We start from the raw sequence: 13,008 nt of genomic DNA, 5'->3' as shown, positions 1-13,008 counted from the left end.
AATTTCAATACAAGCAATACAATGGGAGGTTTTTTCGGTACGATCTCGACTAAGGACTGTGTAAACGATGTGTTTTACGGTACAGACTACAATTCGCACTTAGGAACCAAACGCGCAGGATTGGTGACTTTTGATGAGGAAAGCGGTTTTCATCGCTCTATCCACTCGTTGGAACGCCAATATTTCCGTTCGCGTTTCGAAGATGAACTTGACGACTTTAAGGGGCATCAGGGACTGGGTGTTATTAGTGATACAGATCCACAACCCATCATCATCAACTCCCATTTGGGACGTTATGCAGTGGTCACAGTGGCCAAAATCAATAATCTTAGAGAAATAGCTGATGAACTGTTGGCCAACCGCATGCACCTTAGTGAAATGTCGGCGAATGTCATCAACCAGACAGAACTCGTGGCATTGCTTATCAATATGGGAGACTCGTTTGTGGATGGTATCAATAAGGTTTATCAGAAAATACAGGGCTCGTGCTCGATGTTGATTCTTACCGAAGATGGTATTATTGCCGCACGTGACTTCCTTGGACGTACCCCTATCGTTATAGGAAAACGTGATGATGCCTATGCAGTATCAAGCGAAACGACAAGTTTTCCCAATCTTGACTATCAAGTACTGCGCGATGTAGGTCCGGGAGAAATAGTAAAACTGCGTGCCGACGGTATCGAAGTGTTGCAAAAACCTATGAGCCGTTGTCAGATATGCTCGTTCCTGTGGGTGTATTACGGATTTCCTGCCAGCGACTATGAAGGAATCAATACTGAAGCAGTACGCGAGAAGAACGGACGCATTGTGGGTGAGAAGGATACTGAAGTGGAAGCCGACCTAGTTTGTGGTATTCCCGATTCGGGAGTAGGAATGGCACTTGGTTACTCACACGGAAAGAAAGTACCATACAAGCGTGCTGTATTGAAATATACTCCAACATGGCCACGTTCGTTTACTCCTGGCAACCAGAAACGTCGTGACTTGGTGGCACGCATGAAACTCATTCCCAACCCTGCCATTTTGAAGGATCAACGTGTTGTTTTCTGTGATGACTCTATCGTACGTGGTACCCAGTTACGCGACAATGTGCGTACCTTCTTCGATAATGGTGCAAAGGAAGTACATGTACGTATCTCTTGCCCACCATTGGTGTATGGTTGTCCGTTTATCGGTTTTACCTCACAGAAGAGCCCTCTTGAACTCATTACCCGTCGCATCATCAAGGATTTTGAGGGCGATGAAAATGCAAAACTGGCAGAGTATGCAAAAACAGATTCACCAGAATACAAGCGCATGGTGCAGGAAATAGCCAAGCAACTGGGACTGACGAGTCTGAAATTTGCTCATGTGGAAGATCTTGTCGAATCTATCGGATTGCCCAAAGATCGGGTCTGCACCCATTGTTTTGATGGTAGTAGCTATTGTCATGAGCATGACAATGATCCAGAATAATCGTTAAAAAATGATAATGTTCATCGGAAGGACTATGTCTTTCCGATGAAAAACAGTAACTTTGCATATTGATAAAATATCATAGAAGCGTGAAAATACAGCAAGTGCTTGACGCCCTTGAACAGTTCGCGCCTCTGCCCTTACAGGAAAGTTGGGATAATGCTGGCCTGCAAGTTGGATTGACAGAGGCGGAGGTTTCAGGGGCATTATTGTGTCTTGACGTCAACGAAAAAATTATTGATGAGGCAATAGAAAAAGGGTGTAACCTGATTATCAGTCATCATCCACTCTTGTTTCGTGGACTGAAACAGATTTGTGGTGCAGATTATGTGCAGCGTACGGTAATGAAAGCCATAGAGCGACATATCGTTATCGCATCGATGCATACTAATATGGATAATGCCAGAAATGGTGTCAACTGGAAAATTGCAGAACGATTGGGGCTTAAGGAAGTGAAATTTCTCCAAGCTAATGGTGAGGCTGACAGCGCACAATCGGGTAGTGGAGTGATAGGCCTGTTGCCCGAAGCCATGGTTGCCGATGATTTCGTCTTGTTGGTGAAACGACAGTTTGACGTGGAATGTGCGCTCTGCAATGAGCTATTGGGACGTCCAATCCGCAAGGTAGCTCTATGCGGAGGAGCAGGTGACTTCTTGCTTGATGAGGCTGTGAACCAACAGGCAGATGCCTTTATCACAGGAGAAATGCACTATCATCAGTATTTCGGATATGAGCAGAGAATCCAGATATGTGTCATAGGACATTATCAGAGCGAACAGTTTACAAGTGAAATATTCCAAGATGTGATACAACGTCAATATCCTGATGTAAAGACATTTATAGCAGAAACAAATACAAATCCAATTATATATCTATAAGCAAATGGCAAAAAAAGATCCATCAGAAATGCCGGTAGAAGAACGTCTGAAGACGCTCTATCAGTTGCAGACTACGCTTTCGGCTATCGACGAGAAGCGTGCGTTGAGAGGTGAACTACCTTTGGAAGTACAGGACCTGGAAGATGAAATCGAAGGATTGACAACTCGTATCGAGAAAATCCAGGCAGATATCAATGAGTATGAGACTGCCATCGTACAGAAAAAAGGCGATATCGAAAACGCCAAAGTCAGCGTGGAACGTTACAAAAAGCAGTTGGACGAGGTTAAGAACAACCGCGAATATGACACTCTGACAAAAGAAATCGAATTTCAGGAACTTGAAATCGAACTCTGTAATAAGAAAATCAGAGAGGCTCAGAATCGTGTGACAGAGAAGAAAGAGGAGCTCGCTGTCAATAAGGAAAACATCGAAGACCGTCGTCAGGCCTTGGAAGTGAAGAAGAACGAACTCGACGAGATCATGGACGAAACTCGTGCAGAGGAAGAAAAACTGAAAATTAAGGTGAAAGACCTTGAGGCTAAGATTGAACCACGTCTCCTTTCTTCATTCAAGCGTATCCGTAAAAACGCTCGCAACGGTCTCGGTATTGTTTATGTGCAGCGTGATGCCTGCGGTGGTTGCTTCAATAAGATTCCACCTCAGCGTCAGCTCGACATCAAAATGCATAAGAAAATTATCGTTTGTGAGTATTGTGGACGTATCCTCGTAGATTCGGAATTGGCTGGTGTTAAGACCGTTACTCCAAAAGCAGAGGAGAAGAAACCCCGCAAGCGTGCTATCCGCAAAACCACGAAGAAGGTTGCTGATGCCAACGATGAGGCTTAATACAAGTCCTAATTCGTTGATAAAATATAAGGCGCAGAATAATCTGCGCCTTTTGTCTTATTTATGAATTGGGGAAAATAAACTGGTCTTATGAGCTAAATATGAAAATCCTATAAATCTTCATAGTTAGGAATGTCAGGCAGGATGCTGTAGCATCGATGCTCATAGTCCATGCGACAACAGAAGTGTTGCATGCCATTGCTAATCATTAGATAGTCAACATGTAGTAAAAGGTTGTAGGACGAAACTTGGTCGAACACCTTCTGACTTAACGCAACAGTAGGGGCTTTATACTCGATTATCATCATGGGTTGGGCCTGCTTATTGTATAGGATAGAGTCACAACGTAGGCGCTTGCTACCGCATTGTAGCGCAATCTCGTTGCCTAATAATCCTTTGGGGTAGCCTTTTTCTGTCACCAACCAATGTACAAAATGCTGGCGGACCCATTCTTCTGGGGTCAGCTTTACATAGCGACGACGAAGAAAGTCGAATATCTCCGGTTTTTCGCGAGTGCCACCCAACTGGATGGGAAATGAGGGAAGGTTTAATTGAAACATATTGCAAACTTACCGCTTTTTTTCTTGATATTGAAGAAATATCTGAGAAAATTAAATATCTATGAAGAAAAAAGATAGAAACACAAAATAAATGAGTAATTTTGCAGCAATTAAGCACCTAATGAACATTCGAAGGATCATTCTAATGGCCGGAATCGTTGTGCAGGCTCAATGTACTACGATGGCTCTTGCTGGAAACAGTAATGACAGACAGGTTGATTCCATTCACCACGCTATATTGTCGTTCGAAGGACAAGCGCTGTTGGATGCCTATCGGCATGTGTATTATGTTCAAATCTATTCAGGTGATAATGAGCGGCAAACCATTGCTCAAATGCAGCGAGAGGCAGAATTGCAAGATAATATTCCAATGCGCTGTTTGGCAAAGGCGGCTCTTGTCAACTACTATGTATTCAAGGACGGATGTGCCGATTCATTGCGGCATGTGTTTCCTGAGACACACCACTTCCTGCATCAACAGAAGAGCTGGAACTACTATTACTCGACATGGTCTCTGTGGGCTAATTTCCTTATTTTCGCCAATGAAGGCAGTAAAGCGCAGAATGAGGTGCGCAATATGTATGAAGATGCCAAGAAGAGAAATAATATATATGGCATAGGATTGGCGTAGTATGTACTGGCAAACCTATATCGTAATATGGGTGAAAACAAAGAGGCTATACGCAACTATAAGCAGTGCATACAGACCTTGAGTAATATCGAGTCTTATCATGCGGCTCATATCTGTATATATCCATTCTATTGTGGGGCATTGGCAGATGAAAAACTCTATGGTGATTTGAAGGATGCTACGGAACGTTGTCAACAAATACGCCATATATATAAGGAGAAATTGGGCGTCTCTGAAGAATGTTTGAGTAAATCACCCAACTATGTGTATTTCTGTTTGGTGCGCGCTATAGTGCTCAGAGAAGAACATCGGGTGTCAGAAGCATTGAAGATCTTGTAAGGAGCCGAGCGTATCACTCGTAATCGTTCGGATTATGTACGGCGTGATGTGCTTTACCGTATGGCAGAATTATATATCAATGAAGGTGATTATCAGAAAGCCCTTCATTATAATAGTATGGCTGATAGCTGCCGTTCACTATTACTTCATTATATGGGTGATCAGCTGCGCGTAGTGCGACAAAGGGCAGATATATATATTCGAATGGGAAATTGTGAAAAGACTGCTGTAATCCTGCGAAGTGTGATGGATTCTGTTGATGAGAGAAATCTGATAGAAACTCGTAATCAACTTAATGAGCTTAATGCACACTATCAGATAGATAGGCTACGACAGGAACAACAACAGGACAAGGAACATACCATCTATGCTTTTTTTACTTTGGTTATTGTGTGCATGTTGTTGCTTGTTGCCGTTGTGGTTTTCTTTATGCACCGTATTCATAAGAAAAATGCCCAGTTGCTGGTAGTGCTCGACCGTTCGAAAGAAAGTACTCGTATGAAGGATTCTTTTGTCAAGCATATCAGTCATGAGTTGCGCACACCACTTCATATCATTACGGGATTTTCGCAGGTTATGGCAAATCCTGACTATTCACTCAGTACTGAGGCGCGAAAAGATGTGGTGAAACGAATCACCGATAACACCCAGTTGATAACAAGTCTGATTAATGAGCTCCTCGAGTTGTCTGACGAAGAGAGTCGGCATAACTATGCTCCCGACGATGAGATCAATGTAAAAAGGGTTTGTGATGAGATGATTCGCCAATTGGAACAGGCAGATAAAGGACGTTTGCAGGTGCATTATAGAATTGATGTGGACGATGATTTTATGATACATAACAATCTTGTAGGACTCAAGAAAATACTATGGCACTTGGGAAACAATAGTCTGAAATTCACAGAAAACGGTAGTGTGTAGGGTGTCATACAAAACTTTCTACCGATAAGAAATGGGTGGAGTTTCATATGAGTGATACGGGTATAGGTATTCCTGAAGAACTGCGTGAACGTATCTTTGAGAAATTCTATAAGATTGATCCCTTTAAGAAAGGACTTGGACTTGGACTTTCTGTTGCGCGACATATTGCAGAACAAATGGGAGGAACGTTGGTTTTTGATCGTGAATACGAAGGCCCTGGAACGTGTTTCGTAATAAATAAGGTACGTTGTATTCTTTCCTAATAGGGGATCTCGCTCGCTTATTCGTACCTCAGCATCTGCGATGCTCAGGTACTCACGCTCGGAAAAACAAAATATAATTTGGTTTTTCGCTCGCTTATTCGTACCTTTGTAAGCAATATGGCACAAGAGAAAGTGACTTATGAGAATGTAATGCGCGACCTGAAAGCGCGTAAGTTTAAGCCTGTCTATTATCTGATGGGTGATGAAGCTTATTATATCGACAAGATTGCAGACTGGATTGCTGATAATGCACTCCTGCCTGAAGAGCGTGATTTCAACCAAACAGTATTGTTTGGATCAGATGTCAACGCTGCACAGATTGTAGATGCTGCCAAACGCTATCCTATGATGGCAGAACATCAGGTCATTATAGTTAAAGAGGCACAGAATGTAAAAGATACTGAGCCGTTAGAACGCTATTTTAAGTCACCCATGTCTTCCACAATTCTTGTGATGTGCCATAAAAACGGTACTGTGGATGGACGAAAACGCGAATATATGAAAGCTATCCGTGATGCTGGTGTGCTTTTTGAGAGTCAAAAGCTCAAAGACCGAGATTTGCCAGCGTTCATCGAAAAGTATCTTAATGAACGCAATGCATCCATTGATCCTAAATCAACTCAAATTATTGCCGACTATATTGGAGCAGATCTTCATAGATTGGTGGGGGAACTCAATAAGGTGCTTGTTTCGTTGCCTGAATCCAATCGAAGGGTAACACCTCAGGTGGTGGAAGACCAAATAGGGGTGAGCAAGGACTTCAATGTGTTTGAATTGAAGAATGCTATTATTAACCGCGATGTGTTTAAGGCAAACCAGATAATGAATTATTTTGACAGCAATCCAAAGAGTGGGGGGCTCTACTCTGTTCTCCCATTTCTCTTCAATTATTTCCAAAATCTCATGATTGCCTATTATTGTCCAGATCGAGGCAATAGAGATGCTATTGCACAATGGCTGGAAATGCGTAATGCGTGGGGGGCTAACGACTATATCACGGGTATGCGAAATTATACCGCAATGAAGGTTTTCCAGATAATTTCCAAGATTAGAGAGATTGACGCAAAAACCAAAGGTCTGGATAACCCTAATACGCCTCCGGAAGAGCTTGCAAAGGAGTTAATCTTCTATATTTTACACTAAAAAAGAGCCTTTTTGAGGCTCTTTTTTTCTATTTCACAGTTTTTTGAATACATAAAAAAATGGCCTGAAACGTTGATTCTGACTCATCTTTCTGACTTTTTTCCCCTCTGAGAATCGCGTATTTTTGAGCATTTCAGACCTCTGTTCACAATTCATCCAAAATAAAAAAAACTGCGTTTTTGGGAAGTTCAAAATTTGGCGTTAACGTTTATTTTTATTTTGCTTTGTAAATATCAAAATCAAAACATGATGCAATTTTGGTTCAAATTTACAATTTACAAACATAAATATCGAAATTTAACCATCAATTTTGAGCTTTGAATTTCAATATTAAAACATAAAACTTGCAGTATCAAAATCAATATTGATATTTATACATGATTAAGATATATAAATAACATGCTTAAACTCAGTATTTTATGTAAAATACAACAAGGAACCAATAAAAGATTATGTAGTTTTTGCCTACTTAACATTGCATAGATGCTTTCTTCTGAGCATATTTTCGTAAATAACACAATAGTAGCCATATAGTTAAGAAAAAACGCTAAAATCGTGCGGGATATCACTTTTAGTACTTGAAATTTTGGTTTTAAAATCAAAATCTAAAAACAACCCCTTCGATGCTTTGGAGTTTTAAATTCTGAATTTGAAAGCTATAATTTTAAAACGCAAATTCCTTCTACATTTGTTGTGTATCTCAAAAATTCTGTTTACCTTTGTAAACCGAATCCAAAATACTAATTTTGCACTAAAATCATACCTTATGGAGATGAAAGATCGCATCAGGCTCGTCATGGAAGAGCAGCATATGAGTCAACAAGTGTTCGCCGACTTCGTTGGATTGTCGGCTGCAACATTGAGCAGTATATTCAATGGACGTACCCGTCCTACCCTTAACATTGTCGAGGCCATCAAAAAGAAGATACCTGTTATAAACACCGACTGGTTGTTGATGGGTATCGGAGACATGCATATAGGTGCCTCTTCAGAACCTGTCGATAGCTCTTTATCAGCCACTTCCACCCCATCGGAGCCAACATTAGATTTTGATTCTGCAGTTCAAGATCGTGCAGAACCGGCTTATCAACATAGTTATTCACATGGTGTAAAAAGTACACGATTGGATTTTTCTGCATGTGATATGAAAAACATTGACAGACAACCGCGCAAGGTTACAGAGATTCGCGTTTATTATGATGATCAGACCTACGAGACCTTTGTACCTGCGAAATCGAAATGATGAGTGATTATTTATCAGTTTAAGTCCATAGAATATGTTATTCAAGTAGTGGCTTAAGAGATTTTATACGAATCATAACAGTCCCCAACCGATTGCTGCTAAGGTGTCGATTGGGGATTGGATTTTATCCCTCGTATTCTTGCGATGGCATATTTTTCTTGTATTCACGCTCTCTCCACGCTCTCTCCACGCTCTCTCCACGCTCTCTTCACGCGTGAATGATGCTGTCCTTCTTATGATTCTAACATAGGCCATTATTGATGTGGCATGAGGTACTTCGGCTTATTGTTTCCGATTATTGTGAATGTTGTTAGTCTATGTGTTGATAACAACCCTCAAAACATGTTAACTTTGGTTAATATTATGGTTGTAGCTTTATGGTATTTTCGTATGTCTTGTGATATTGTAGTATCTTTGTAGAATAACAAAATATAATAGATTCATGACCATAACTATAATTGTATTGATTATAACTATAGCCATGTTTATCTGGGGAAGGGTGCGTGGCGATATTGTTGCCTTATCTTCTCTCATGGTTCTTACTGCAACAGGTGTTCTAACAACAAGTGAAGCACTAAGTGGTTTTTCATCGCCAATTCTTATCATGATGGTGGGACTTTTTGTTGTTGGTGGAGCAATATTGCAAACCGGATTAGCTCAATCGGCAGGTAATAGCATTTCGAAAATGGCTAAAGGTAATGAGACCAGAGCTTTGATATATGTGGTATTGGCCACTTCTATTATTGGTGCTTTTGTGAGCAATACAGGAACGGTTGCTATTATGATGCCCATCATTATGAGTATGGCTGCAAGTTCCGGCATACGTTCGTCGCGTCTGTTAATGCCAGTTGCCTTTGCTGGTAGTCTTGGTGGTATGCTGACATTGATAGGTACTCCTCCTAACCTTGTTATTAGTGAAACACTTGAAGAGAATGGTTATGCTCCGTTGAAGTTCTTTTCTTTTTTCCCAGTTGGTGTTATTGTGATTGCTATCGGCCTGGCTGTATTGTTGCCAATGAGTTTGTTGCTCATTAAGAAGATAGGCAAACATCAAAACGGTGGTCAAGGCAAGAGCGTTGATGATTTGGCAGTTCAGTATCAGCTTCATGAAAATATCTATAAGTATAGTGTAGGCAACAACAAAGGAGGATTGGCTGGCATGCGAGTGCAAGATTTGGACTTGCAGAATAAGTATGGATTGACGATACTTGAAATACGCAATGAAACGAAGAACGCGTTGGGCAAGGAAATCCGTCAGAATATGGCTTGGGCGGACACTATGATAGTGCAGGGTGACATCTTATATTTCTATGGCGACAAACAGGCAATGGAGACATTTGCCCGTGAGCGTCATCTTGTCAGCATGTCAACCGACCGACTTGATTTCTATGATATAGGCATTTCTGAGATTGTAGTACTTCCCACCTCGCGCCTTATCGGAACCCGTATCAGGGATTCCCGTCTGCGTGAGGATTACTCGGTCAATATTCTCAGTATTCACAGAGATAAGAAGTATATTAAGGAAGAACTCAGTGAACATCGCTTGCAAAACGGTGACATCCTGTTGGTGCAGGGTCAGTGGGAAAAAATCATGCAGATGAACCACGAAAATGAAAACTGGGTAGTATTAGGTCGTCCTGACAAGTTGATGGAGAGGGTTTCCCTTGATTACAAGGCACCAGTAGCTGCAGCTATCATGCTTTTGATGATCGTGATGATGGTGTTCGATTTCATTCCCATAGCGCCTGTGGTTGCGGTTGTGTCAGCAGCCTTGCTGATGGTTTTTGCAGGTTGTTTCCGAAGTGTGGATGCTGCGTATAAGACCATCAATTGGGAGAGCGTTATGTTGATTGCAAGTATGATGCCTATGTCAATTGCTTTGGAAAAGACGGGTGTGTCACAGATAGTGTCTGAAAATCTAGTAAGGAGTCTGGGAGCGTTAGGTCCTTATGCCTTATTGGCAGGTATGTATTTCACCACTTCATTGATGACTATGTTTATTAGCAATACAGCAACGGCGGTATTGATGGCTCCTATTGCCCTTACTGCAGCCCAACAAATCGGAGTGAGTCCATACTCATTCATGTTTGCCGTAACATTGGGAGCCAGTATGTGTTTTGCATCGCCATTTTCAACCCCTCCCAATGCTTTGGTGATGAAAGCCGGTCGATATACTTTTATGGATTATATTATCGTGGGATTGCCTTTGCAGATTATCATAGGCATTGTCATGACGATAATTCTTCCATTGCTTTTCCCATTTTGAGTTGATAGGTAAAAACAGTCCGCAGAAACGTTCCATTTCATGGCACCTTTTCTCGCCATGGCATAGTTCAAGTGAACTTAACTCTGCTCATTTGGCTTAACTTTCATATCATACTATTGCTTCCCTGTGTGTTCGGGTCATCATCGGGATATGTTCGGGTTTTGTTGTTTCATGATGTGATATTTTCTCGCTCTCAACATTCCCACATCGTGGTATTCTCCTGTTCTGTTCCTTGTTTCTCCCATCTTTGTCACATCATTGTCCGCTAAATATTGGGACTTAGTGCGGAGTCACTTGTGACTTACTTAGGAGTTGACTACGACTGTGTGCGGACGGAATGTTTTGTGCGATGAGTGATTCTCTCTTGAACCACGTTGCAAAGATACAACATCCCCAAAAACCAATCATACGTTTCTTGCGATTTGAGGACATTTTTATCAAAATGTTTACTACCCATAAATGAACTTGCTTCACAAGGCGGAAACCAGTTTATATGGCCTTGACGCCAAGGAGAGGGAAATCCTGCCACTTCATCACCCGATTGACAGGTCGTTTTCGATAGAGAAAGAATCTCAATCACAGTTATCTCAATTATAAAATAGTCACATGAAAAACGAAACCCCCTTCTTTATATACTTATAACTATTTAATAATCAATAATATATATATAAGAAAGTAAAGTTAGGGGGTATGTTTTTTTTAATTGAGAGAACTGAGATTGAGATTACGGCACAACAAGTAACAAGTAATTTAAATGATTAAAAAATTAATTATCAATGACTTACGATATTTTTAGTACTACCGCTCCAACGATGCTAAACACTGGTAGGGGCACTCATTTTATCAAATTTATCCTCTCCCAGGCGTCTCGTGAGATGCGAGAACCGCTTGTTCCGATGGTAATACCGGCCTTGGCAACTCACTTACATGAAGTCTCATTGATGTATTCGGACAACAAATATTATGATATCTGCGGACAAATGGGGCATTTGATAGGTCCTTCAGGTTTTGTAAAGGCCCTACAGAGACATCTTCTGGAGTCTATAATGCGCGCAAAAAAGAAGACCCTTCCTGCATATATGATAGAAGGGTCTTCTTAGTATGGCGTAAATGCTTGTAGCCATGTGCTTGTCAATTCTTGATTCTTGTGGCTTTCTGCCTAAGTTTTCTCGCCATGAAATGGCACATTTCTGCGGATAGTGGTTTATTCTACAGAAATTACTTGGCCATTTGGTAGATTTTCACGATGTCAGCAGCATGAAGTATTTTCAGTCCACCGATAGTGGTGGTGTCTCCATTGGTGCATTTCTGTGCCATTTCTTCAATTTCTGCATCGGTGATATCTTTGCCAACGAGAGTATGTATGTCTGTTGGCATACCTATTGAGCGGAAAAACTGCTCCATCGCTTTGATACCCGTTTCAGAAGCCTCCATATCGCTCATATTAGTGGTATCGATGCCCATTACGTTGTGGGCGAAGCGTGCAAAGCGAGGAAGGTTCTCGTTGCGAGTGTATCGAGCCCAGCTCCCCCAAACTGCCGCAAGTCCTGCTCCATGGCTCACGTCAAACAGTCCAGAGAGCTCATGCTCAATATTGTGAGTAGCCCAGTCGCCTGTTGTTCCACATCCTGTGAGGTCGTTGTGTGCCAGAGTACCTGCCCACATGATATTTGCCCGACAGGTATAGTCGGTAGGGTTGGCTAATGCCAAAGGCCCTTCTTTCATGCAAGTGCGTAGTATAGCCTCTGCAATGGCATCAGTTGTTTCCATGTCATCATCTTTGCTGAAATAGCGTTCCATGGTGTGCATCATCATGTCTGTGATACCGCATGCTGTTTGCCAAGCAGGGAGTGTGAATGTCAGTTCTGGGTTCATGATGGCAAATTTGCATCTGAACTCATCTACGCAATAGTCTTTTTTGAGCCAGCTCTCTACCTCATCATTGGTGATTACCGAGCCGTTGCTCATCTCGCTGCCAGCTGCGGGGATAGTCAGGATACAGCCGATAGGAAGATATTGTGTTGCGTGATCCTTGTGCTCGTATAGTGTCCATACATCACCTAGGTAGAATCGTCCAGATGATATGGCTTTGCAGGAGTCAATGACAGATCCTCCGCCTACGGCAAGGAGAAAATCTACATTTTCCTCCTTACAGAGTTCTATGCCCTTTCTTACGAGTGAAAGACGTGGGTTGGGTTTTACGCCTCCCAGTTTTACGTATGCTATTCCTGCTTCTGTGAGGATCTGTTCTACTTTCGCCAAGAGGCCAGAGCGTATGGCGCTTTGTCCGCCATAATGTATTAAAACCTTTGAACCTCCGTGTTTTTTTACGAGTTCTGCCACTTGGCTTTCTGTATTGCGACCAAACGCAACTTGTGTTGGAGCATAATAGTTGAAATTCTTCATATAGCTTGTTTTTTATAGTTTTTCGTATGCAAAATTACGCATTCCTGATGATTTTT

The 13,008-nt window shown here is 41.7% G+C and carries 11 protein-coding genes and 1 pseudogene; 10 read left to right on the top strand and 2 right to left on the bottom strand.

Going from position 1 to position 13,008, the window contains the following annotated elements:
- Nucleotides 1-21: 21 nt before the first annotated feature.
- The 3 genes from CIK88_RS00250 to CIK88_RS00240 all read left to right on the top strand — a co-directional run bounded on the left by CIK88_RS00250 (nt 22) and on the right by CIK88_RS00240 (nt 3,180).
- Nucleotides 22-1,455 (top strand): amidophosphoribosyltransferase, encoded by a 1,434-nt coding sequence (locus tag CIK88_RS00250; RefSeq protein ID WP_094391454.1) that lies wholly within the window; start codon nt 22-24, stop codon nt 1,453-1,455.
- 89 nt (nt 1,456-1,544) lie between these two features.
- On the top strand, nt 1,545-2,333 hold the full coding sequence (locus tag CIK88_RS00245; protein WP_094433928.1) for a Nif3-like dinuclear metal center hexameric protein: 789 nt from the start codon (nt 1,545-1,547) through the stop codon (nt 2,331-2,333).
- A 4-nt stretch (nt 2,334-2,337) separates the two neighbouring features.
- A complete protein-coding gene (locus CIK88_RS00240) occupies nt 2,338-3,180 on the top strand; it encodes a zinc ribbon domain-containing protein (RefSeq protein WP_094389686.1) in 843 nt (280 codons plus the stop codon).
- Nucleotides 3,181-3,290: 110 nt separating this feature from the next.
- On the opposite strand, the gene CIK88_RS00235 is transcribed toward CIK88_RS00240, so the two are convergent.
- Entirely contained in the window at nt 3,291-3,740 is a 450-nt protein-coding gene (locus CIK88_RS00235; RefSeq protein ID WP_094389685.1) for a type I restriction enzyme HsdR N-terminal domain-containing protein, read from the bottom strand.
- Nucleotides 3,741-3,861: 121 nt separating this feature from the next.
- Here CIK88_RS00235 and CIK88_RS00230 point away from each other — a divergent pair, with 121 nt between their 5' ends.
- The 7 genes and pseudogenes from CIK88_RS00230 (at nt 3,862) to CIK88_RS00200 (ending at nt 10,546) form a co-directional block, all read left to right on the top strand.
- On the top strand, nt 3,862-4,371 hold the full coding sequence (locus CIK88_RS00230) for a hypothetical protein (RefSeq protein WP_094433927.1): 510 nt from the start codon (nt 3,862-3,864) through the stop codon (nt 4,369-4,371).
- 27 nt (nt 4,372-4,398) lie between these two features.
- Entirely contained in the window at nt 4,399-4,710 is a 312-nt protein-coding gene (locus CIK88_RS00225) for a hypothetical protein (protein WP_094389683.1), read from the top strand.
- A gap of 60 nt (nt 4,711-4,770) precedes the next feature.
- Nucleotides 4,771-5,631, top strand: a complete 861-nt coding sequence (locus CIK88_RS00220) for a sensor histidine kinase KdpD (protein ID WP_094433926.1) — start codon at nt 4,771-4,773, stop codon at nt 5,629-5,631.
- A 23-nt stretch (nt 5,632-5,654) separates the two neighbouring features.
- Nucleotides 5,655-5,894, top strand: a pseudogene (locus CIK88_RS00215) (sensor histidine kinase); the annotation flags it as partial.
- 117 nt (nt 5,895-6,011) lie between these two features.
- Entirely contained in the window at nt 6,012-7,037 is a 1,026-nt protein-coding gene (gene holA, locus CIK88_RS00210) for a DNA polymerase III subunit delta (RefSeq protein ID WP_094433924.1), read from the top strand.
- Between the two features lie 772 nt (nt 7,038-7,809).
- Entirely contained in the window at nt 7,810-8,280 is a 471-nt protein-coding gene (locus CIK88_RS00205) for a helix-turn-helix domain-containing protein (protein ID WP_094389688.1), read from the top strand.
- Between the two features lie 442 nt (nt 8,281-8,722).
- Nucleotides 8,723-10,546: an SLC13 family permease gene (locus CIK88_RS00200; protein WP_094433923.1), complete on the top strand. Its 1,824-nt coding sequence runs from the start codon at nt 8,723-8,725 to the stop codon at nt 10,544-10,546.
- Between the two features lie 1,218 nt (nt 10,547-11,764).
- Here CIK88_RS00200 and CIK88_RS00190 read toward each other — a convergent pair.
- Nucleotides 11,765-12,952 (bottom strand): iron-containing alcohol dehydrogenase, encoded by a 1,188-nt coding sequence (locus CIK88_RS00190; protein WP_094389678.1) that lies wholly within the window; start codon nt 12,950-12,952, stop codon nt 11,765-11,767.
- Nucleotides 12,953-13,008 lie beyond the last annotated feature (56 nt).

The organism is Prevotella sp. P5-50, assembly GCF_002251295.1.
In the GTDB taxonomy this organism is placed as follows: domain Bacteria; phylum Bacteroidota; class Bacteroidia; order Bacteroidales; family Bacteroidaceae; genus Prevotella.
The sequence above is the reverse complement of the archived record's forward strand: the minus strand, read 5'-3'. Positions and strand labels throughout refer to the sequence as shown.

What these genes read in the sequence shown, in the direction of transcription:
- CIK88_RS00250 (WP_094391454.1), top strand. Translation starts at nt 22, where the DNA reads ATGGGAGGTTTTTTCGGTACGATCTCGACTAAGGACTGTGTAAACGAT.
- CIK88_RS00240 (WP_094389686.1), top strand. Translation starts at nt 2,338, where the DNA reads ATGGCAAAAAAAGATCCATCAGAAATGCCGGTAGAAGAACGTCTGAAG.
- CIK88_RS00235 (WP_094389685.1), bottom strand. Translation starts at nt 3,740, where the DNA reads ATGTTTCAATTAAACCTTCCCTCATTTCCCATCCAGTTGGGTGGCACT.
- CIK88_RS00230 (WP_094433927.1), top strand. Translation starts at nt 3,862, where the DNA reads ATGAACATTCGAAGGATCATTCTAATGGCCGGAATCGTTGTGCAGGCT.
- CIK88_RS00225 (WP_094389683.1), top strand. Translation starts at nt 4,399, where the DNA reads ATGGGTGAAAACAAAGAGGCTATACGCAACTATAAGCAGTGCATACAG.
- CIK88_RS00220 (WP_094433926.1), top strand. Translation starts at nt 4,771, where the DNA reads ATGGCAGAATTATATATCAATGAAGGTGATTATCAGAAAGCCCTTCAT.
- holA (WP_094433924.1), top strand. Translation starts at nt 6,012, where the DNA reads ATGGCACAAGAGAAAGTGACTTATGAGAATGTAATGCGCGACCTGAAA.
- CIK88_RS00205 (WP_094389688.1), top strand. Translation starts at nt 7,810, where the DNA reads ATGAAAGATCGCATCAGGCTCGTCATGGAAGAGCAGCATATGAGTCAA.
- CIK88_RS00200 (WP_094433923.1), top strand. Translation starts at nt 8,723, where the DNA reads ATGACCATAACTATAATTGTATTGATTATAACTATAGCCATGTTTATC.
- CIK88_RS00190 (WP_094389678.1), bottom strand. Translation starts at nt 12,952, where the DNA reads ATGAAGAATTTCAACTATTATGCTCCAACACAAGTTGCGTTTGGTCGC.